The following is an 18805-nucleotide window of genomic DNA, read 5'->3' on the forward strand; positions in this document are numbered from 1 at the left end:
TTGCTTAATCTTCCGGGCTTCTCCAATTTCTTAAGCACAAACGTCCCATGTTTACCGTACCCGCCATCGAACAAGTAATGATAACCATCTGTACTGAAGCCGGAGGAACCAGAGATGTTTGATTCATAAATGTCACTTTGGGTTCACTGGTGCCCCCTGAGATACAACCGAGTTCGAAATCGGTGTAGAAGTAGAACCAGACCTGGTTATCATTTACGACATTCAGTGCGTAACAATCCGCAATGTCTGCTGCTTGGTTTTCGTACAGCTTATTACCGTGTCCATCCCAGGCCAGCAGACCGTATGATCCAATTGGATTGCTCCATCCGTAGTTACCAAATATCCCTTCATCAAAGTAGCTGGTCCAAATCGTTCCCTTCTCTGTGACCTGTACACTCTGAATACCGTCTCCCAGCAAAAACTCGCGAATTGTATTTCCGTCTAAATCACACACTTTGGCGTTTAGATCATACTTTTCATTCCCGTAATTGGCACATCGTGCTCCGACGAGCAGCAGATGATCATGTAACGGTTGTACATAATGATAATTGAACGTCTTCCCCCAGATGACAACTTCCTCTATAGTTTCATCTGTCACAATGAGCAATTTGTACGTATAGCTTTGGTTTAATGTGGTCTGAACGAACATACCTCGTTCTCTTTCGGGAATCTGATTCAGCAGCAGCACATAGACAAGGCCATCACCGCCCCACTGGGTGGAAACGATATCGAAGCCCTCGACATAATTTGAAATGTCGGCGAAAGGCAAAAGTTTTACTTTGGGATTGGGCATATCCATATCCTCCTTCGTAGTCGAATACAGTGTCACCATCTGCATCTGTATAAGAGGATTATGACGTACGTGTACTTTGCTGAACGTGGCGGAAGTATAGCGAAAGCCTTATTTGGTTTTTACTGTATGAGTATGATTTGAAATGGCTGCTTCGTCCTTGACATATGTAGTACAATAAGGAAGTTGTGTAAAATTCCATATAATAGGAAGGCGGAGAGATCGCTATAAGGAGAGTGTGAAAATACATACAACGCACGTGAAGTAAGGGGTGAGAATCACCCGTAGGTTCAATGTGCAATATTAAGATGAAGACTCATCTCAGAAAAACAAAACTGGCTAAGGAAGTGTTACGAAATGGAACCACATATTCAAGAGCAAAAGGCAGATTACCGTCCACTAGGCGTCTCGGGATTGGGTGGTTGGCTGATTCTCATCCAGATTGGATTATTTCTAACGGTAATACTGCTTGTAGTGCAATTATTTCAACAGATAATACCCACATTCACAACGGAGACTTGGGAAATGCTAACCTCCAAACAATCGGACTACTATCACCCGTTATGGGGTCCGGTACTTATTTTTGAGATGGTGTACAATACGCTGTTTTTATTATTCAGTGTCTACACAATTTTTGCGTTTTATAGCAAGAAGGCAATATTACCCCGTCTGATGATCATCTTCTATGGTCTCAGTCTTATTGTTGGAATTATTGATTACCTATTATTACTCCAGATTCCGTTAGCAAAAGAATTGGAAGATGGAAGCTCGATCAGAGAAATTGCTAAATCTGTAATCACTTGTGCCATCTGGATTCCTTACTTTATCAAATCAGAGCGAGTTCATAACACATTTGTGAGATAAATGGTAAGCAGGAAATACCCGATCTTGGATAGAAGCTATCTGAGGTCGGGTTTATTATATATGCCGGGCTAGTGTCATACAGTGTAAAGAAATATTGTTCATTAAATAAGTGAAAAGGGGGAGAGAAATCTTGAAAATTTACCTCGTAAGGCATGGGATGGATGAGGGAGGGTATCGAGGCGGATGGAGCGATCGTGGACTTACGGAGCAGGGAATCAATCAATCCAGGAAATTGGGAGAGCATTTGCATCATCATGCTGAGGAGTACAACATACATACGATTATTAGCAGTGATCTGCCTCGTGCAGTACAGACTACACGGGAAATGGAGAAGAGATTAAACATGCAGGCTAGCCTAATGAAAAATTGGCGGGAGATGAATAACGGAGATTTGGCAGGCATGCTCCATAAGGATGCTGAGGAGCATTACCCAGGGATTTATTTCAATACTCTTGAGATGGACTCCCCGTTTCCGGGAGGAGAAAGCCCAAGGGATTTTTATAGCCGGATAAGTACAGCTTTCGAGAGTCTATTCAGGGGTTTAGAGGAGAAAACAGTAGAGTCCAATGTTCTATTAATTACTCACGGCGGAGTGATTAATATTCTGTATTATCTGCTTGAGAAGAAGGAATGGAGCAATAAGTCCAGCTTTTATCCCATGGACAACACCAGTGTACATACCGTTGAAAAGGGAAGGCATGGTTGGAAACTTAGCAGCGTAAATGTGTTAAGTCATCTAGATTAGTTGTTTTTCCATGTTAAAGAGAAGATGGAGGCGATGACATGAGTGATAAACCCATTGAACTGCTACAACGTTTGAAGTCTTTATCCGGCCCATTTCCAACGTGGGATATGGGGCAGTTACCGGATCGGCCCGGGAAGCTATTTTTGGAGTGGTTGAGATTGGCGGTTGAGAATAAAGTGAAAGAACCTCATGCCATGACGATTTCAACCGTGGATCAAGACGGTTATCCTGATGCGAGAGTATTGATTTTGAAAAACGTAATCGACGAAACGTTTTATTTTGCCTCCAGTTCGGAGAGTCGCAAAGGGCAGCAGTTGAAGGAGAATCCTCATGTCGCTCTGACATTCTACTGGCCTTCCCTTGGAAGACAGATTCGGATAAGGGGAATTGCCGAGGATCGGGGAGATGAAGCGGGCGCTGATGATTTCCGCAAACGTTCAGCTGGAGCAAGAGCAGTTGCTATGACAGGGCATCAGAGTGAGGTTTTGGATAGCGAGGAATTACTGAATAGTTCCATTAAAGCTCAGAAAGAAAAGATAAGACGTGACCCTAGTGTTGTTACACCTCATTGGCGTTTATATGCCGTGAATGCACAAGAGGTGGAGTTTTGGCAGGGAGATTCGGAGCGCAAGCATGTACGAGTTCAATATGTAAAGCAAGATGGGCAGCAGTGGAAGACACTCAAATTGTGGCCTTGATTTTACAACAGATGAGCTAGGTAATACGGACCGAACCGCTGTGTGTTTCTTTTTCCTAACAATCTGAGGGAGGATAAATCTATGAAAACGATTGAAAACTTCTTCGAACCATTTCCGATATTAGAAACCGAACGAACGCTGCTCCGACCGCTTAGCTATGATGATCTGGAGGATATGTACAGTTACTGCGTTGTACCTGCTGTATCGGAGTTCACCACTTGGGATGCGCATCAGAGCAAAGAAGACACCAAAGCTTTTTTAGATTTTGTCATGAGTCGTTATGAGACGGATCTAATAGGTCCATGGGGGATTGAAGATAAACACACTAAAAGATTGATTGGTAGTTGTAACTATCTAGGGTGTGACAGCGATAACAGGAGAGTTGAACTGGGATATGTGTTATCTGATCAATTTTGGAATAAAGGCTACATGACCGAAGTAGTGAAACGAATCATCCAATTTGGATTTGACGAAGTGGGGCTCGAGCGAATCCAGGCCAGATGTTTGGTGAAAAACACAGGTTCCGCCAAGGTCATGGAGAAGGCAGGCATGCAATTTGAAGGTATGCTAAGGAAATACATGAAGGTAAAAAATGAGCTTCAAGATCTGAAGATGTATGCTATCGTAAAAGAAGACTTCTATACTCGTGTTAAATAAAGAACGTGTTATTGAAAAGTCGTGTGTCATTTATCATGCTGGCGAGCCATGGATTTTCCTATAATCCTGAATTTATCAGTGATACACAATAAAAGCAGAAGTAAGAAAGAGCTTGAATATCTGCTTCAAAAGGTCAAGGTATCGTATTTTATATTGTCTAATTCATAATTCAATAATTATATGCCAAGCTTTGGCCCATTCCTGATCGTTGGGGAAATGGGTTTATGTTGTTTTTAACAACCAACGTACATAATGTCATATCGTCAACCTGGTGCCATCCGCTATAATCTTCAAGTTATCCAAACGTGGATTGAATGAAGGAACCAGGAGGTACAACGAATTGATAGCCAAAAACAGATATAAATCACTCGAACTGGAGACACCCGGCGTATATGAGCTGGAAGGGCTTGAGGTGGGAGTGACATCGAACTGCAACTATAAATGCGACTATTGCTGCGCCTACAATCGGGATGATGGAGCGTGCATCAATAGTCAGGAAGTCATCCGTATTATTCGTGAGCTTCCTCGTCTCAAGCGAGTGCGATTGTCCGGGGGTGAAGTCACTCTGAAATATCAGGATTGCCTGGAGATTGTGACGTACTGTGCAGCACATGGCATTGATACACAATTGAACAGTAATGCCAGCCTGCTGAATGAAGAACGAATCATCGCGTTGCGTGATGCAGGCTTGTCTAACATTCATATCTCGTTCAATTATACGGATGCGGAGTCGTATGCTGCGTACTACCGTGTGCATCCTCGCATGTATGAGAGACTGGAGCAGAATATTCGTTTGTGTACGGAAGCTGGTCTGGAGACGGTGCTGGAAACGTTACTATTTGAAGGTAATCAAGCGAACATGCAGGCCATTAGCGATAAGGTGTATGATCTGGGTGTGCGCATCCATGAGATCCAGAACAGCATTAAGATGCCACATACGGATTGGAGCCAGATTGTATCCAGAGAGTCGCTTATTCGATCTGTAACGGAGCTGATTGAACATAAGAAGCCGGATACAACGCTCTATTTTACCTGTATGGATCGGTTTGCTGAACAGTTGAATTTGCGCGAACAACCTGGGGTGTATTTCTCTAATTGTGTGGATGGCACGAAACAGCTGCACTTGCACGGCAACGGGGATATTCTCATCTGTGAGTTATGCCATCCTGTCGTGATTGGTAACATCTATAATGGAACGTCGTTGAAGGATATCTATTCGCAGCAGCCCCCGGCGTTAATGGAATTTTTGGAAAAGCGGCCTTGTCCCGCATACGATGCTCTTTTTGCAGACGCATAACAGGAAGACCTGATGAAGATATGTGATATGAATGTTGAACGAGATATGTACACGATATTAGTGGCCTTAGGATTGTATAGATTATAAATCAAGGTGATCTGGTTTCCTCAATGGGAAAACGGATCACCTTTTTTATTGAACTATTCATTTACACAATAACGGAGAGGACAGAAAAAACCTGAAAAAGCGAAGCGTTCGCCTGAAAGCTTTCTGAAAGAAAGCTGCATCGGAAGCCTACGCTATCCCCGGATTTTCCCCTTTAGAAAAGGGAATCAAAAAAATCTGGGGGTAACAGCGATTGGAAGGTTGTTCTGTCATCGTAGTGTCAGTGTAATAATCTTTAGTCCAATTCGTGTGGTTTCAGATTCATTTAAGTTATCCGGCCTAATATGGCCTTAAGAACTTAGATGAAGAGGTGAGCTTCACATGATGAAGATCTATGAGAAACCAACCCGGAAAAACCCACATAAAAGACCGATCTCCCTAAGAAAGCGCCGATGGCTCATCATCACACTTGTCATCGTGCTTGCGGTAGGTGGAATCCTGTACAGCCTGGCTGACCGTTACCTGATCCGGCATGTGCAGGTGGTTGTAGCAGATGAGAACACGGCGATGGCATCAACGGACAACACCAATGATTCCAGCAGTACTTCGACGATCCCGACGGAAGTGAATGCAACATCGGATGATTGGAATTACTCGAGTGATGATATGAAGGTCAGTATTGAAAAGGTACAGACCGGTTCTGGCTCGGATCAGATTACGTATTATGTCGCCGATGTTCAGCTGACGGATGCAAGCAGCCTGCGAACTGCGCTGGCGGACAATAGTTTTGGAACGAACATTACCGAAAATACGTCAGAGATTGCCTCAGCCAACAATGCGATCTTTGCCATTAATGGTGACTATTACGGATTCCGTGATGATGGTGTCATTATCCGAAATGGAACGTTGTATCGGGACAGCCCAACGCGGGATGCGCTTGCCCTGTTCAACAATGGAACGATGAAAACATATAACGAGAACGAGATTTCTTCCTCGGAACTGCTGGCCGAAGGTGCAACCAATACACTATCCTTTGGACCGATTCTGATTCAGGATGGCGAGATCGTCAGTGATTTTAGCAGTGTGAAAATCGATAACAACTTCGGTAACCGCTCCATCCAGGATACAAATCCAAGAACAGCGATCGGCATGATTGCTCCGAATCATTACGTCTTTGTGGTGGTGGACGGACGGCAGGATGACAGCCGTGGCATGACCTTGGCAGAACTGGCCGATGTCATGAAAGGTCTTGGAGCAACCGAAGCCTACAACTTGGACGGAGGCGGTTCATCCACGATGTATTTTATGGGCAGAGTTGTCAATAACCCGCTGGGGCGTAACCAGGAACGTGGTGTAAGTGACATTTTATATCTGACGGAGGGACAAGGATCATGACGATATTAATTCCATCATACGAACCGGATGTACGTTTACTGAATCTCGTTCTGCAACTGCAAACATTTAAACTTGGACCCATTGTGATTGTGGATGATGGCAGTGGCCCAGGGTACCGTGGGATTTTTGAAACGGCAGAAGCCTATGGCTGTACGGTCCTGACACATCCCGTCAATCTGGGTAAGGGCAGGGCGTTGAAGACGGGTTTTCAATATATTAAGGAGTACGGACCTCAGGGCGGTGTAGTGTGCGGAGATAGTGACGGGCAGCATCTGCCACACGATATTAAGCGTATCTTCGAAGTGCTTCTCGCACAAACGTCACCGGGAATTGTACTTGGCAGCCGTCGCTTCAGCGGGAAAATCCCAGCACGCAGCCGTTTTGGCAACACAGTCACCCGGGCAGTTTTTTCGCTCACGACAGGTACCCAAGTATATGACACGCAGACGGGTCTTCGAGGTTTTCCTTACTCCATGCTGGACTGGCTGAACCAGATTCCGGGGGACCGGTTTGAATACGAGATGAACATGCTGTTAACGGCACACAAGGAAGGGTATGAGATTACGGAGGAGTTTATTGATACGGTGTATCTGGATCACAATGAGTCCTCCCATTTCCGGCCGCTGATGGATTCGTTCCGGATCTATATGCCAATCCTGATGTTCAGCACATCTTCGGTGCTGTCCGCTCTGATTGATTTTGGATTGCTGTTCATTATCCAGTATTTCACGCATAATCTGTTTCTGTCGGTTGTTGCAGCAAGGCTGTGCAGCTCCATCTTCAACTATACGATTAATCGGAAGTACGTATTCTCCACAGGACGAACCTCTAAGGTTCGCCAGTCTTTGCCCAAATACTTCTCACTTGTTCTACTGGTGCTGCTATTAAACTACGGTTTACTGTATTTTTATAATGAAAAACTGATTATCCCACTGCTCGCAGCCAAGCTGTTGACCGAGGTGTCCATCTTCCTGTTCAGCTATTGGGCACAGCGCAGATTTGTCTATTAACACAGAGAGAGTGGGCATATAGGTTGCTCTCTTTTTTCAATCCAAACCGTTTCAAAAGAATATCCTGCGCTTTTTGGTTAACAAAAAAGGTCGAGAACAGGGGTAAGCATACCCTTGCTCTCGGCCTTTTAAACTCATAGGAGAACGAGCGTTACATCAGCTTCTTAATCTCATCCTTGAGGATTTCGGACTGGGTGCCGAAGATGACCTGCACAGCTCCACCACCGAGCCTCATGACACCGGAAGCGCCAAGCTGTTTGAGCGCCCGATCGTTGACGGCTTTGTCGTCCCTGACAACTAGTCGGAGGCGAGTGATGCAGGCGTCAATGCTCTCGATATTATCTGTTCCCCCGATCTCGGCGAGCACTTTGCCAGCCTTGGTGTCGGCAGACGCAGCCACGGCTGAAGTATTAGTGGGGGGATCGGCATCATAAGCGTCATCCTCGCGCCCCGGCGTTTTCAGGTTGAACTTGATAATCATGAACCGGAACAGGAAATAATAGACGACCGCAAATGCGAGTCCAACCGGGATCATGAGCAGCGGATTGGTCGACAGCTTCATGTTCACGAGGTAATCGATCAGACCTGCCGAGAAGGCGAAGCCCAGCTTAACATTCAGCAGGTACATGATCAGGGCCGCCGCACCGGTAAGAATAGCGTGCACCACATACAGCAGAGGAGCCGCGAACATGAAGGAGAATTCGAGCGGCTCGGTAATACCCGTTAAGAACGAAGCCACCGCTGCGCCGATAAAGATCGAAGCGACCATTTTACGCTTTTCAGGCCGGGCTGTATGAATCAAGGCTAGCGCCGCCGCCGGAAGAGCGAACATCATAATCGGGAAGAAGCCAGACATGAACATGCCTGCTGTAGGATCTCCGTTGAAGAAGCGGGTCAGGTCGCCGTGCACGACTTCCCCGGCTGCATTGGTATAATCTCCGATCTGGAACCAGGCGATGGAGTTGAGGACATGATGCAGACCGAGCGGGATGAGCAGGCGGTTGGCGATCATAAACACCATGGAGCCAATGCCGCCAAAACCTACAATCCAGGCGCCAAAAGCGCCGATGGCATCCTGAATCGGGCTCCAGACCATGCCGAACAGGATGGCCAACACCAGCATGGAGCCGGCGGTGACCATCGGCACAAAGCGTTTGCCGGAGAAGAAGCCGAGCCAGTCAGGAAGCTTGATATTATGGTATTTTTTATACATATAGGCTGCAAGCAGTCCGGCAAATATACCGCCCAATACGCCCATATCCAGCTTGACATCGTCAGGAATGTAACCGAATACACCTGGAACGGCTCCCAGAATCCGCGTCAGCACCATATAAGCGATCAGGGCGGAAAGCGCGGCGACCGCATCCCCCGCCAGTCCGATTGCCACCCCAATGGCAAAGATGAGCGCAAGGTTGCCGAAGATCGCCCCCGCTCCTTCATTCAGGAATGGAACTACATACTGATTAAGGAATCCCCCGATCACGGGACCGAGCGGAATGTCCTTTTCATAATTTAGAAGACCGAGGCCTTGAAGAATACCTGCCGCAGGCAGGGTTGCTACAGGAAGCATCAGGGATTTTCCCAGCTTTTGCAGTGATTTCAGCATATTGTTCTTCCTTTCTTTTTTTGATTTAGCTTATTTGGACAAGCTGACTTTCATGATAGTTCCCATGCCTGCTTCTACGCTGCCATACTCTGGGTGCGACTCCCACGGTTGTTCAGCCGCATTTGCAACGATGACAGGGGTGATGACCGGATAACCGGCCGAAGCGATCGCATTCAGGTCAAATTCAATTAGAGTCTGACCGATAGTGACCTGATCCCCGGTCTGCACTTGGGGTGTGAAGCCCTGTCCTTTCAGGCTGACAGTATTCATACCGATATGCAGCAGCAGCTGCAGCCCGGAAGCATGTTCAATCATTACGGCATGGTGCGATTTGATCAGGTGTACCACAGTGCCGTCGATAGGGGCGACCAGCCTGCCTTCCTGGGGAATCATTGCGACGCCCGGTCCCATAAGTCCTTGTGCGAACGCTTCGTCAGGCACTTCTTCCAAACTGACGCAGGTTCCGGTTAATGGGGAGGCGACGGATATTGTTTCAGATGTTTTGGCAGATTTGTTGTTTTTCCATTTCCAGATCATTGTGTGTTGTCCTTTCTGTTGTTGGTTTTGGCATGGGTTTGAAAAAGCCGGTATAAATGCATTGCGAGAAAAGCCGTTTCTTCCTCAGGCACTTCTGTACCCAAATCCTCGGCCATTACAGCGCTCAGTTTTCTAGCTAGCTGGTATTCGGACGTATATTCATTTTTCACATATTGTGCGAAGGTGGGGGCCGTCATCGGCTGCTGATACAGGCGTTCCATGGAGAAGCGCAGGTGTATCATGAGTCTTGCCTGGCTAAGGCTTCCCTGATCAAAGCGAACGCCACCCTCCTCTTCAATAATGGACTGAAGCTTGCTGATCACATTAGATACCTTAACCAACTGTCCGACAGGGACGTGATTTACGGAGGAGTACACATGGTATGTCAGGAATCCCGCCTCATCCTCCGGTATATCTACGCCAAAAGCCTCTCCGATCATGGCCGCCGCTTCCGAGGCGATTTCGAATTCTTTCGGAAAACTGAGCTTTGTCTCCGTAAGGAAAGGATTCAGAATCTCCATCCCGTTGCGGATACGATATAAGGTGAACTGAATATGACTCGGAAGAGCAAGATAGATCTTGTCATTCAGCTTGCCGGGAAACTGATCAGCGATGAGACGGATAATTCGGTCAGAGATGTCGATGACATGGGGGTCCAAATCCCTCATCAGCTCCTGAGCCTGCCCCCATTCCTCCCGGTCTTCCAGCCGGAACCTTTTCTCAATCCGCGGATCATCGGACTGCACGGTGCTTTCCACTTTGAACGCAAATCCCAACCCTTTGCCAATCAGTACATACTCCTTGCTATTCTGGTGCGACCGGGCCAGAACAATATTGCTGCCGACGACCCGCTCCACCTGCAGAATCATTCCTTTACTCACGGTTCACCGCCTCCTCGTTTCTAAAGTTAACGCTTACATGCCTCCGGAACGCAAAAAGAGCCAAGAAGCGAGTATAGTCTCATGTTCGCTTCTTGGCTCATGCCCTCTGGGGTGGTAACACGCCAATTCATTTTATGTTTTTATCAGAACGTTCTTCCTACATAATATATAAGCTGATCTGCCAACGTCAACCATAATTTTGTCATCCCACTGTTCGTCGTTTAATATAGGGAATGTGTAAACGAAAAGGTACCTGTCATAGATGGAGCCAAATCTAACATGAATAGGAGTATGCCTATGTATCTTCGAAGTGTGGAACTCATGTCGGCCAAGATCGAGAATCGGGATCAATATCCTTTTGACATCCCCGCGATCCGATCCTTGGAACGATTGGAGCTCACGAATAACGTTACTTTTTTTGTAGGTGAAAATGGTTCAGGGAAATCTACGCTGCTGGAAGGCATCGCTCATCAATGTGGATTCAATACCGCAGGGGGTGGCAGGAATAATACCTATGAGACACATGCTTCGGAATCCTCGCTCGGGAATTATCTCAGGCTGGCCTGGTTGCCCAAAATAACGAATGGTTTCTTCATGCGCTCTGAATCGTTCTATCAATTCGCATCACATGTCGATGAGATGCCGGCGTCGCTTCAATACTATGGCGGGCGTTCACTACATGAACAATCACATGGGGAGTCTTTTCTCAGTCTGTTCGTCAACCGCTTCAGTTCCAAAGGCATCTATCTGCTCGACGAGCCCGAAGCCGCATTGTCCCCAGGAAGGCAGCTCTCTTTATTGCGTATCCTTCATGATCTGTCAGGTACTTCGCAATTCATTATCGCGACGCATTCACCGATTTTGCTGGGATATCCGGGGGCAGAGATTTTAAGTTTTGACGATAACCATATTCAAGAGGTAGTCTATGAGGATACCGATCACTACCAGATTACCCGCAGCTTTCTGGAGAACCGCGACCGGATGCTGAATGAATTATTTAAAGATTAAATGAGATTGTGATACCAAGAGTAAAACTACATTTTGTATGAGGAGAGATAGGATGAAAGTAGGATTCATAATCATTGATATGCAAGAGAGTATTGTGCGAAAAAAGATGGACCAGACTTCGATAGACGATGCTTGCGAGTACATTAACCATGTAGCTAACGTACTGCGCTTGAATGATCATGTGGTCGTTCACGTGCAGGATGTGGAGGGTATGGAGGAGGCACCACCGGAAGAATATCGTATTATTCCCGAGGTGGATGTGAATGAGAAGGATATCATAGTTACCAAGGAAGCTTCCAATGCTTTCTGGCAAACTGATCTGGAGCAGGTGTTGAAGAGTCACGGAATTGAATTGGTGATTATTGCCGGGTTTGCCGCAGAGGAATGTGTTCTATTCACCTACAACGGTGCGATGGAGCGAGGTTTCCGGCCGGTCATGTTGCAAAACGGAATTCTCAGCACTCATCATGAAGCGGTGACTTCTACGTACAGAGATCGCAATGTGATCTCATATCCTGTGGTTGATTATCTATATAAGTTCAACTAAAGAGGTTTACACTGAGCACTCCAATGACAGAACAACCTTCCGATCGCTGTTATCCCCAGATTTTTTTGATTCCCTTTTTAAAGGGGAAATCCGGTGATAGCGTATGCTTCCGATGCAGCTTTCTTTCAGAAAGCTTTCAGGCGAACGCTCCGCTTCTTCAGGTTATTTCTGTCCTCTCTGTTTTGTGTAAAAAGTTTAGTTGAACCTATATAATTCAATAATCATTAGCTAAGTGCTAATGGATACTTGGTGAAAAATAAAGACAAGACCAATAATCGGACTCTGTAGGGAGTCTTTTTTTTGCACAAATGTACACTTCCACTACGACAGTTAAGATTACTCCATGGTTTAAACCAAACTTTGCCTATATCTGCTGTGGTTGAAAGGATATATTGAGAACAGGGCACAGCAAACTCGTTGTGGACATCGGTAAGGTTATGTATTGATCACTAGCCAACTCTTTGACTAAGGGAGATGTGCAATGAAGATGAATGTGCAAATTACGAGTATTTTCGCAGAACAAAAGGAATTGTTTCTCAACCTGTACAACTTGTATTTATATGATCTGTCTGAATTTTCTGGCGAGGATCTACTCGAAGAGGGGGAATATGATCCAACGAACACCTATCTATATCTGGAACGCGATGAATTACATCCATTTTTGATTCAGTATGAAGGAAAGGTTATTGGATTCGTACTGGTGTGCTCACCTCCATATGTGCCGGAAGGTGTGGATTATACCGTGCAAGAGCTGTTCCTGGTCAAAAAGTATCGCGGACAGGGGCTGGCAGCACAAGCGGTTGACTTGGTTTTTGCTCAATTTGAGGGTAAATTCAAAGTGGAACAGCTTGCTAATAATGCAGCAGCAGTTTCATTCTGGAAAAAATATTATGAGCAGCATCAGATTGAATATACTGAGTCTGAATATAACATTGAGATTGACAACATCGCTGGCAGCCACCGAATTTTGTCCCAGACTTTTGTGCGTGGGAAAGAGATAGATCCTATTTAAAATAGAAGGTGATTAGTTTGATTATTATCATAGCAACCAAGGGAAGTTTGAAGTGGGTTTCGGGTGTATTTCAGGCAGAAGATTTAGCTAGACAGTACATGGATCTAATACCTGATGAGCTTAAGGCATTCCAGGAATTCATTCAGATAGAGAACATCACATATCCATTTTATATTATAGAGCGTCAGGATTCTCCATTTAGGTTTCTTGGTAAAGATGAGATGATTTCACTTTTTGATAAAACAGATGTATCAGAGGACGAAGATGAGGTACACTTCAATATCTACACGGTGGATTCAGATTATAGACCAAAGAACCCTGGAACAGATTATATGGGAACACTGAGGCATGATCATGTGACCAATGAATCTATAGAGATGTACCGAGAAGAAGGAACAGCGTTTCTGAGTAGACGAAGGATTTTATGAATGTAAGGAAGTTTTTATCACGGTCCTATTTTACTTCTCCTGATTTGGGAGGTAGATAGGATCTTTTTCAATTTCCATTTACCAATACATGGGTTATGATGAATTAAGAGGGTCTATGGGAGTGACGTGTAAGGGGGAAGTACGCAGGAATGCCAAAGCATCATTTTGTTATCGAAAACAAAGAGCGAGTAAACGGGAATATTCATACTTCCTACTCATGGGATTCAAAAGGGAGAATACATCGAAGTGGATTAACCACAGAGAATCATGCGACCTTGGAAGACGAATTCATTGCGTACATCTATGATTCCCTTTGCTGGTTGGATACATGGAATCCATCTACCTGTATGAGATGTAGTGGACTGAACAACTATGGAATAACCGTTATTGAAGAGCAGGATGCTTTGTTGAAGTTTCATCAACTGATTCGAGCCTGGATGGATCTATTCAGCCATGCGACGGATCCGATCGTTCTTACAGGGAATTACAGCATTGCTGGAGGCGAACAGAAGGGCTACTACGAGAAACTCGTATACAACAAAGTCGAATTAATCAACGAATTAAACAAGCTTGCGAACATGGCAAAGTACGCTGAGGTAAATGAGAAATGTATTGTGCATTTCGGGATATGAAATTTAACTCTTTTAAGACCAATTGACTAAAGAAAGGAGTTTTTATATTGCCTTGGCCTATGGTACATTTTGCAATTGCATCCGCGTTGATATCCGAGCCATCCCCTGAATTGTTACTGGGAAGCCTCGCTCCTGATTCCATCCACGTAAGAACTAATCTTCGTACTGAGAAGGCAAAAACCCACCTCATGCCAGAGGCAGGAAGGTTCGCAACAGACGAAGAACTTAAAGAATTTTTTGAGTCCAACAAGAAGTTAGCTTATAGGGATCCCAAATTCATGCAATATCTGTGCGGATACATCGCCCATATCTATACGGATCGCGTGTGGACTTTCGATATTTATCCTGAATATGAAGTCCACCCCAATGGAAGAAGCGTGTATACACAGGATGTCACGAAGCTGGAGTTTATGATTCTACGGAATTGGAACGAGGCCCATGAATGGTTAAATGAGCTGAACGTGGGAAAAGCATTTGGTTTAGGTGGATTGCTGGAATCTGAGGTGTATCAGTATAGGGAGGAGAAACTTGAGTTTTTAGCTAACTCTGACTACGAACCTTTGGGCGACTTAAATATTTTATCCATGGAAGCTATGGAAGAGTTCATACATAAAACTGCGTTAGCGCTAAAAGAATTGTATACAAAATGGAATGTGTATGAAGATTTACGCAGCACTGTGTAAGCAAGGGAGGGATTTACCTGAAGGTATACAGGAAACAAGTACGCAAAATTGTAGTGAATGATACACTGTTCCTGTACGTTGTGGATGAGCAAGCTTACGATATCGTCATTCGGGTTTATTCGAATGCGCTTAAATCTACATTTGTAGAGTTCGATGTTGCTTGGGAAGATACATGGGATATATTTGTCTATGAACCAAAACTGATAGCCAACCTTATTCAATATGCTATAAAACAAGAGTGGGACTACCAAGAGAAGAATAACAAAATGAAATTTAACAATGCGACCAGCATTGTAAGAATTCTAATGGCAGAGAAACAAACACGATCATAAGGAACTTGAACACAAATTGAAAGCAGGTCTACTGCTCTACAACTCAAATTAGAAGATATATGTACTGAAAGGCATAATTTCCAGTTAATCTTGCATCATAGAATCACATAAAGGAGGAAGGACATGGACATCGTTATGACGCTTGAACCGCACGGATGGCTGGATATCCTGGTTAAACCTAATCAAGGAGAACAGATAGAGATTCCGGTTTCTTTTTTGTCGGATGGGGTTGAGGAGATAACACGTCAATTCGTTGCATTGCACAAGGGAGCCACAGAGGTAACCATGACCATGCAGACCGAACCTGGAGAATATCGTTTCTGGATCAAGAAACGTTCACAGGTAATCGTTCAATTTATGGTGTATGAGATGAGTGATAACTTTAGCACGGAAGCCGTTACAGAGGGCCGTTTACTTATGTCCGAGGAGTTAACCTTGGTCAAGTTGACTAAGCTGTTCTACAGAGAGCTAAGCAAATTGAAGGAAATGGGACTGGAGGAATATCACAAACGGTGGAGTTTTGATTTCCCTCTGGATGCCTATGAGCGGATAGGAAGGGTCGTCCAGATCCGATGAAATCGAGTGTGTTTGACGAGAAGGAGGGGTGACGTGGCAAACGTATACAAGGGAAGATACTCCGCTCAGATTGAGGGGGAATTTGTTGTTTTTATTATCGGAATGAGGGTCAATCGTTTGTGGGCTATACACAAATGGCTGCCTGTCTTTAAGTCCATGGGCCCGATGATTAAAGAACTGTATACGAATCCGGAGAGCGGATTTCTGAGTACAGAGTATTTTATAAGCTGGCGTGGGGTGACGTTACTACAATACTGGCGCTCTTACGATGAATTGGAGAAATACGCACGGGGCGGACTACACTTGGAAGCTTGGAAAAAATTCAACCGATCCATTGGTACTGACGGAACAGTAGGGATTTATCATGAAACATACAAGACTCAGTCGGGTTCCTTCGAAACCATATACGCCAACATGCCAAAGTTCGGATTAGCTAAAGCGTCTGAACATGTGCCAGCGACAGGCAGGATGGAAACATCCAGACGCAGAATGGGCGGAGAGAATGACCCGGCAGTGGAAGCACCAGAGAATCCTTAAACGTTGAACAGAGAGGAGAATGTTATGAAGGCTAGAGTGCAAGCAGAAGATGTACATTCAAAGCAACTTAGCTGGTTGTGTATTAAACCGATGCTTGTTTCTGTACGGGGCAGAGATATGGCCGCCAAAACAGAGATATACCGACAGTTACACGAAGGGCAACAAGCCTTATTTCTGTTCTATTCCTATCACAATCACACGAAAAGTCTGGCAGAATTTTATTGGTTTTCGGCGTATAACATCATCGAGATCAAGAGTTGGAATGGGATCAAAAAAGGGATGCACTTTTTTCATTTAGCTGAGATGGCGACCGTATTGGACCAGATTGAAAGTCTCATTACGGACAAAAATAGAGTGGGTGAAGAGTGGCGTGAGGTGTTAGCAACGGATCTGGATAAGGACCCGATTTTGCTTCAGAGAACAGAGGTGTTATATGCGACCTATCAGACCGTGGCGCAAGCAACAATTGCACATATGAATGAGATGATCCTGCAAAATCAGGAGATGTATCTGGAGATCGTATAAGGATAACGTAGCACCTCGAAATAATAGAATAGCTCATGCCTTGAATGCTCTGGATGAGTACATGGAAGAACTGCTCCTATGGAGTGGTTTTTTTATTGTCTACGTAGTGCCGATGCAACAAACCTGCAAAATCATGCAACAAAACGCAATACAGTGGGATAGTCATAACTATGCTTGTAATATGAGTTGTGAGAGGAGGGCAACACGTGAAAGTCATTTTTGAAGAGAACACAGCAATTGAAAAAAGGGTGGTCAAAGTCATAACTCATCCTGAAGAGAGGTCGAAGTGGGATCGTATTGAAAAAGCGATCGGCCAATCGGAAACTCAACTAACGGTCATCCATGCCAAGAACAATCGCAACGTACAGATTCAACTGAGCTCGGTGGTCGCCATTGAGTCAGAGGATCGGATGTGTTGTGTACGTGTGATTACAGGCGAGAGATACCTGCTTAACAAACGTTTGAAATTTGTGGAAGAAGACCTGGATGACGTTCATTTTGTGAAAATTAATAATCAAACGATCATCAACACACGGTATATCACCGCATTCTCTGCAACAGATCATGCTCGGATTAAGGTAGATCTGAGCGATAGCTCCAGTTACTTTGTCAGTCGATTTTATATTAAAAACTTTAGGGGGAAATTATCATGATGATGCAGCTTAGGCTTTCCTTTTTTCAAGTATTCACCGTTACTTCACTCTGGGTGACCTTGCTATTGACCCTATTCTATAATGATCAACCTATCGAAATGGGCTATCTGTGGAATATTGCCGGCATTTCAGCTATTGCCGCTGTGTTGTTTGGCGTGATGTACAATGCGCTCTGGAACCATTTTACGTTAAAACCGGTATGGAATATCGCCATTTCTTCCACATTCAATATTGCAGGAGGCATGGGGATCGTATGGTTATTCTCCACGGAAATGTTCCATTTGATTGCTCCCTGGTTCCCCGGCATGTGGTTGTTATCCATTGTGCTGCACATCATCGCTTTCTATTTTTATGCTAGAATGGATAGCAGGAAAAAAGCGGAAGAGTTAAATAACATTCTAAAGTAGCTAAGGGGAACAAATATGAACGAGGAAGAAATGTTGCAGTTGTACGGGGTGGAACCTGATGAGGTACACCGGAAGGAGGGGGACTATGCCAAGTTTGCATGACAACATCATCTTAAGTTACGAAGTTGATTTAGAGAACAATAGAATCAGGATGCGCACTCGTTCAAGTCATGCTGTACCGAAAAATATGGATGTCTTATTCTCTGGTGTAATGGCTCATGCGTTTGATATATCGCTCCATGGCAGCATTATTTTGGATCTGGATGAGTGGGATATAGAGCATTTTATTCCTTATAATCGAGAGTTGTTAGAATCGGGAAAGGGTAGTGGTTGGCCTGTCAATTATGATTCCTATGACGAATTGCAAATCCGGCTCATAGAGGAGAAATACAAGTATATGGTGATCTCATCCTCGTATGGATTGAATGGGTGGGTTTTGGCGAAGGGGATAGATATTTCTGTTCAAGAATCGGGTGAACGGGTTGATGGGTGAGTACACCCAGCATGGTAGCAAGAGGGGCGCAGGACTAAAAACGTACATTGTTGTGTTTGCTGTCCTGCTCCTTATTCTAGTCATGACCCATCCAAACGAAGAAGATTTTGTTGCATGGCTTGCAACTGAACATTATCCATTCTTCGTATAATGTGAATGAAGGCAGGACGTTTGTGCAGAAAATCGATGGTGAGGAAAAGACGCTTCATTATAAAGCTGGACATATACGGCATAGGGGGATCTATTCAACATATAGTTACCGTTTTGCGGATAATGAAGAAAACGAGGCCCAGATTGAAGCGGTCGGCATAATGAATATGCTATTTAATAGATAGCTAGATTGATTGTGGACAGTTACAAAAATTGAGTGAAAGTTCTGCTAATAACCACGCGCTTTGCATGATATAGCTTGTGCAGAGAAACGTGGTTTTTTGCATGAAATGCGCT

25 protein-coding genes are annotated in these 18805 nt (G+C 44.7%); 21 read left to right on the forward strand and 4 right to left on the reverse strand.

Translation table 11 applies throughout. The features are described 5' to 3' along the window. Positions 1 to 4: 4 nt before the first annotated feature. Complete coding sequence (locus tag ACE04G_RS13210) at positions 5 to 793, reverse strand: hypothetical protein (protein ID WP_449004179.1); 789 nt, start codon at positions 791 to 793, stop codon at positions 5 to 7. A gap of 354 nt (positions 794 to 1147) precedes the next feature. Here ACE04G_RS13210 and ACE04G_RS13215 point away from each other — a divergent pair, with 354 nt between their 5' ends. The 7 genes from ACE04G_RS13215 (at position 1148) to ACE04G_RS13245 (ending at position 7501) form a co-directional block, all read left to right on the forward strand. Further along, positions 1148 to 1654 (forward strand): DUF2569 domain-containing protein, encoded by a 507-nt coding sequence (locus ACE04G_RS13215; RefSeq protein ID WP_449004178.1) that lies wholly within the window; start codon positions 1148 to 1150, stop codon positions 1652 to 1654. A 130-nt stretch (positions 1655 to 1784) separates the two neighbouring features. Then, a complete protein-coding gene (locus tag ACE04G_RS13220) occupies positions 1785 to 2399 on the forward strand; it encodes a histidine phosphatase family protein (RefSeq protein WP_449004177.1) in 615 nt (204 codons plus the stop codon). 38 nt (positions 2400 to 2437) lie between these two features. Beyond that, positions 2438 to 3097, forward strand: coding sequence for a pyridoxine/pyridoxamine 5'-phosphate oxidase (locus ACE04G_RS13225; RefSeq protein WP_449004176.1), 660 nt, complete (start codon positions 2438 to 2440; stop codon positions 3095 to 3097). Positions 3098 to 3178: 81 nt separating this feature from the next. Next, on the forward strand, positions 3179 to 3754 hold the full coding sequence (locus ACE04G_RS13230) for a GNAT family N-acetyltransferase (RefSeq protein WP_221822672.1): 576 nt from the start codon (positions 3179 to 3181) through the stop codon (positions 3752 to 3754). A gap of 340 nt (positions 3755 to 4094) precedes the next feature. Continuing rightward, positions 4095 to 5051 (forward strand): radical SAM protein, encoded by a 957-nt coding sequence (locus ACE04G_RS13235; protein WP_221822673.1) that lies wholly within the window; start codon positions 4095 to 4097, stop codon positions 5049 to 5051. Positions 5052 to 5477: 426 nt separating this feature from the next. Beyond that, on the forward strand, positions 5478 to 6491 hold the full coding sequence (locus ACE04G_RS13240) for a phosphodiester glycosidase family protein (protein WP_221822674.1): 1014 nt from the start codon (positions 5478 to 5480) through the stop codon (positions 6489 to 6491). Next, the gene (locus ACE04G_RS13245) at positions 6488 to 7501 is read left to right on the forward strand and encodes a bifunctional glycosyltransferase family 2/GtrA family protein (protein ID WP_221822675.1); all 1014 of its coding nucleotides are present in this window, start codon (positions 6488 to 6490) and stop codon (positions 7499 to 7501) included. The genes ACE04G_RS13240 and ACE04G_RS13245 overlap by 4 nt, the downstream gene beginning before the upstream one ends. A 151-nt stretch (positions 7502 to 7652) precedes the next feature. Here the strand turns inward: ACE04G_RS13245 and ACE04G_RS13250 are convergent, their stop codons facing one another. From ACE04G_RS13250 to ACE04G_RS13260, 3 genes are read right to left on the reverse strand one after another with little or no spacing between them, the layout of a single operon-like run. Then, positions 7653 to 9107, reverse strand: a complete 1455-nt coding sequence (locus tag ACE04G_RS13250) for a PTS transporter subunit EIIC (RefSeq protein ID WP_221822676.1) — start codon at positions 9105 to 9107, stop codon at positions 7653 to 7655. Positions 9108 to 9137: 30 nt separating this feature from the next. Beyond that, the gene (locus ACE04G_RS13255) at positions 9138 to 9644 is read right to left on the reverse strand and encodes a PTS sugar transporter subunit IIA (protein ID WP_221822677.1); all 507 of its coding nucleotides are present in this window, start codon (positions 9642 to 9644) and stop codon (positions 9138 to 9140) included. After that, on the reverse strand, positions 9641 to 10525 hold the full coding sequence (locus tag ACE04G_RS13260) for a PRD domain-containing protein (protein WP_339307485.1): 885 nt from the start codon (positions 10523 to 10525) through the stop codon (positions 9641 to 9643). Before ACE04G_RS13260 ends, ACE04G_RS13255 begins: the two co-directional genes overlap by 4 nt. A 297-nt stretch (positions 10526 to 10822) precedes the next feature. Here ACE04G_RS13260 and ACE04G_RS13265 point away from each other — a divergent pair, with 297 nt between their 5' ends. The 14 genes from ACE04G_RS13265 to ACE04G_RS13330 all read left to right on the forward strand — a co-directional run bounded on the left by ACE04G_RS13265 (position 10823) and on the right by ACE04G_RS13330 (position 18509). After that, positions 10823 to 11533: an AAA family ATPase gene (locus ACE04G_RS13265; RefSeq protein ID WP_221822678.1), complete on the forward strand. Its 711-nt coding sequence runs from the start codon at positions 10823 to 10825 to the stop codon at positions 11531 to 11533. A gap of 52 nt (positions 11534 to 11585) precedes the next feature. After that, positions 11586 to 12080: a cysteine hydrolase family protein gene (locus ACE04G_RS13270; RefSeq protein WP_449004175.1), complete on the forward strand. Its 495-nt coding sequence runs from the start codon at positions 11586 to 11588 to the stop codon at positions 12078 to 12080. Positions 12081 to 12561: 481 nt separating this feature from the next. Then, positions 12562 to 13092 carry a GNAT family N-acetyltransferase gene (locus tag ACE04G_RS13275; protein WP_260632876.1) on the forward strand — a complete coding sequence of 177 codons (531 nt, stop codon included), beginning with the start codon at positions 12562 to 12564 and terminating at the stop codon, positions 13090 to 13092. Positions 13093 to 13109: 17 nt separating this feature from the next. Further along, positions 13110 to 13520 (forward strand): hypothetical protein, encoded by a 411-nt coding sequence (locus tag ACE04G_RS13280; protein WP_221822680.1) that lies wholly within the window; start codon positions 13110 to 13112, stop codon positions 13518 to 13520. Positions 13521 to 13669: 149 nt separating this feature from the next. Continuing rightward, positions 13670 to 14152 (forward strand): hypothetical protein, encoded by a 483-nt coding sequence (locus tag ACE04G_RS13285; RefSeq protein ID WP_221822681.1) that lies wholly within the window; start codon positions 13670 to 13672, stop codon positions 14150 to 14152. Between the two features lie 47 nt (positions 14153 to 14199). Further along, a complete protein-coding gene (locus ACE04G_RS13290) occupies positions 14200 to 14835 on the forward strand; it encodes a hypothetical protein (protein ID WP_221822682.1) in 636 nt (211 codons plus the stop codon). 53 nt (positions 14836 to 14888) lie between these two features. Continuing rightward, entirely contained in the window at positions 14889 to 15167 is a 279-nt protein-coding gene (locus ACE04G_RS13295; RefSeq protein ID WP_221822684.1) for a hypothetical protein, read from the forward strand. Between the two features lie 123 nt (positions 15168 to 15290). Next, positions 15291 to 15743: a hypothetical protein gene (locus ACE04G_RS13300; protein WP_221822692.1), complete on the forward strand. Its 453-nt coding sequence runs from the start codon at positions 15291 to 15293 to the stop codon at positions 15741 to 15743. A 33-nt stretch (positions 15744 to 15776) separates the two neighbouring features. Continuing rightward, positions 15777 to 16280: a DUF4188 domain-containing protein gene (locus tag ACE04G_RS13305; protein WP_449004174.1), complete on the forward strand. Its 504-nt coding sequence runs from the start codon at positions 15777 to 15779 to the stop codon at positions 16278 to 16280. Positions 16281 to 16304: 24 nt separating this feature from the next. Continuing rightward, on the forward strand, positions 16305 to 16805 hold the full coding sequence (locus ACE04G_RS13310) for a hypothetical protein (RefSeq protein WP_221822696.1): 501 nt from the start codon (positions 16305 to 16307) through the stop codon (positions 16803 to 16805). A gap of 206 nt (positions 16806 to 17011) precedes the next feature. Then, positions 17012 to 17458, forward strand: a complete 447-nt coding sequence (locus tag ACE04G_RS13315; protein WP_221822698.1) for a LytTR family DNA-binding domain-containing protein — start codon at positions 17012 to 17014, stop codon at positions 17456 to 17458. After that, positions 17455 to 17865, forward strand: a complete 411-nt coding sequence (locus ACE04G_RS13320) for a hypothetical protein (protein WP_221822700.1) — start codon at positions 17455 to 17457, stop codon at positions 17863 to 17865. The genes ACE04G_RS13315 and ACE04G_RS13320 overlap by 4 nt, the downstream gene beginning before the upstream one ends. An 85-nt stretch (positions 17866 to 17950) precedes the next feature. Further along, a complete protein-coding gene (locus ACE04G_RS13325; protein WP_221822702.1) occupies positions 17951 to 18358 on the forward strand; it encodes a hypothetical protein in 408 nt (135 codons plus the stop codon). Further along, the gene (locus ACE04G_RS13330; protein ID WP_339183261.1) at positions 18351 to 18509 is read left to right on the forward strand and encodes a hypothetical protein; all 159 of its coding nucleotides are present in this window, start codon (positions 18351 to 18353) and stop codon (positions 18507 to 18509) included. Before ACE04G_RS13325 ends, ACE04G_RS13330 begins: the two co-directional genes overlap by 8 nt. The last annotated feature ends 296 nt before the right edge of the window (positions 18510 to 18805 follow it).

The sequence above is a fragment of the Paenibacillus sp. AGC31 genome, assembly GCF_057334655.1.

Coding starts and splice junctions, on each gene's coding strand:
- ACE04G_RS13310 (WP_221822696.1), top strand. CDS start 16,305: ATGAAGGCTAGAGTGCAAGCAGAAGATGTACATTCAAAGCAACTTAGC.
- ACE04G_RS13215 (WP_449004178.1), top strand. CDS start 1,148: ATGGAACCACATATTCAAGAGCAAAAGGCAGATTACCGTCCACTAGGC.
- ACE04G_RS13275 (WP_260632876.1), top strand. CDS start 12,562: ATGAAGATGAATGTGCAAATTACGAGTATTTTCGCAGAACAAAAGGAA.
- ACE04G_RS13210 (WP_449004179.1), bottom strand. CDS start 793: ATGCCCAATCCCAAAGTAAAACTTTTGCCTTTCGCCGACATTTCAAAT.
- ACE04G_RS13265 (WP_221822678.1), top strand. CDS start 10,823: ATGTATCTTCGAAGTGTGGAACTCATGTCGGCCAAGATCGAGAATCGG.
- ACE04G_RS13230 (WP_221822672.1), top strand. CDS start 3,179: ATGAAAACGATTGAAAACTTCTTCGAACCATTTCCGATATTAGAAACC.
- ACE04G_RS13240 (WP_221822674.1), top strand. CDS start 5,478: ATGATGAAGATCTATGAGAAACCAACCCGGAAAAACCCACATAAAAGA.
- ACE04G_RS13285 (WP_221822681.1), top strand. CDS start 13,670: ATGCCAAAGCATCATTTTGTTATCGAAAACAAAGAGCGAGTAAACGGG.
- ACE04G_RS13320 (WP_221822700.1), top strand. CDS start 17,455: ATGATGATGCAGCTTAGGCTTTCCTTTTTTCAAGTATTCACCGTTACT.
- ACE04G_RS13325 (WP_221822702.1), top strand. CDS start 17,951: ATGCCAAGTTTGCATGACAACATCATCTTAAGTTACGAAGTTGATTTA.
- ACE04G_RS13225 (WP_449004176.1), top strand. CDS start 2,438: ATGAGTGATAAACCCATTGAACTGCTACAACGTTTGAAGTCTTTATCC.
- ACE04G_RS13245 (WP_221822675.1), top strand. CDS start 6,488: ATGACGATATTAATTCCATCATACGAACCGGATGTACGTTTACTGAAT.
- ACE04G_RS13255 (WP_221822677.1), bottom strand. CDS start 9,644: ATGATCTGGAAATGGAAAAACAACAAATCTGCCAAAACATCTGAAACA.
- ACE04G_RS13270 (WP_449004175.1), top strand. CDS start 11,586: ATGAAAGTAGGATTCATAATCATTGATATGCAAGAGAGTATTGTGCGA.
- ACE04G_RS13300 (WP_221822692.1), top strand. CDS start 15,291: ATGGACATCGTTATGACGCTTGAACCGCACGGATGGCTGGATATCCTG.
- ACE04G_RS13330 (WP_339183261.1), top strand. CDS start 18,351: ATGGGTGAGTACACCCAGCATGGTAGCAAGAGGGGCGCAGGACTAAAA.
- ACE04G_RS13250 (WP_221822676.1), bottom strand. CDS start 9,107: ATGCTGAAATCACTGCAAAAGCTGGGAAAATCCCTGATGCTTCCTGTA.